The 1,144-nt window shown below is 71.5% G+C and carries 1 protein-coding gene and 1 pseudogene; one reads left to right on the top strand and one right to left on the bottom strand.

What is annotated here, in order from left to right:
* Nucleotides 1–657 (bottom strand): GPP34 family phosphoprotein (locus B9S61_RS02200; protein WP_103540664.1); only part of this gene is annotated, 657 nt, incomplete at its 3' end.
* 238 nt (nt 658–895) lie between these two features.
* Between B9S61_RS02200 and B9S61_RS41440 the strand changes: the two are divergent.
* Nucleotides 896–1,144: pseudogene (locus B9S61_RS41440) on the top strand (D-alanyl-D-alanine carboxypeptidase); the annotation flags it as partial.

Genomic DNA, 1,144 nt, shown 5'->3' with positions numbered 1-1,144 from the left:
GCCCGCCGGTGCGGAACCGCGGCGCGGCTGGGCCGCGGCGCCGTTCTGGACGTCCATCACCGCGTGCGCGACGAGTCCGCCCATCGGGTCGTGCCGGATCAGGTCCCGCAGCCGGGAACGCGAGGAGCGTCCCTCGTTCCCCGGATACAGGTGCTTGCCGAGGCCCACCGCGTGCGCCAGGGCGGCGAGCGCCGCGGTCCGCGGGTCCGGCGGAACGCCGGTGCGGATCGCGGAGTCCAGCCGGGCCTTGATCTCCCGGCTGATCTCGGTGTCCGTCGCCTGGTAGCGCGTCGTCGGCAGCACCCCGCACATCTGTCCGGCCACGGCATGCACCATGCCGCACCGCTCCAGATGCGAGAGGTAGGTCTGGCGCAGCCCGAGTCGCGGCCCGCCGATCCAGTGGACCGCCCGCACAGGAGCGCCACGCCTTCGCAGCAACTCCAACGCGCAGTCCAGTGTTGGGTCTCCAGTCGGCCGTGGCGCCACCACGGCGATACGATCCCCGTCTGGGGCTATCCGTCCGGCCAGCGCCAGCTCCACTAGCTGTGCTCCGGCCAGACCGAGGTCGAGCGACTGCGGCTGTGCAGTGGTACCCGTGGTCGGGTCCAGTGCCAGCAGCAGAAGCTCCTCCGGAAGTGTTCTGCGGCTCCTGCCCATCCATGCCTCCCCGCGTGGATGTCTGACAGGGTGACCCCTCTCACATCGGTCTGTCGAGGGTGCGTGACCACTTCGTAGTGGAACCAGTAGGTATGTCGTTCTCGTCCACCCCGTGGGGGAAGTCCCGCGCACAGGACACTGATACATGGTTCGGACAGCGCTGCGAGCGTTGTCGTGGGCGGGCGGTTCACGGTTCGGATGACGCACGCGGGGCGTGCGGCGCATGGAGGAGGCATCGGTGGCGGGCGAGTCCCCCGACAGGTCGAAGCAGCGCGAGTCGTCGGCAGAACCGACGTCGGGGAGCGCGGGTCCGGTTCCCGAGAAGCGGGATCCCCGGTTGGCGGTGGCGCGCGACGCGTCCCCCTCGGAAGCACGCAGGACCACCGACACGGCCACCCGAGTGCTGTCGCTGCCCGCGGACGCGGGGTCTCCGGCGGAGGGCGAGGGCCGGTCTCCGGCGGAGGACGGCGGCGGGTCTCCGGCGGAG

The organism is Streptomyces sp. SM1, from assembly GCF_002910825.1.
Classification (GTDB): Bacteria; Actinomycetota; Actinomycetes; order Streptomycetales; family Streptomycetaceae; genus Streptomyces; species Streptomyces okerensis.
Note: the sequence above shows the minus strand (reverse complement) of the source record. Positions and strands in the feature narration are given on the sequence as shown.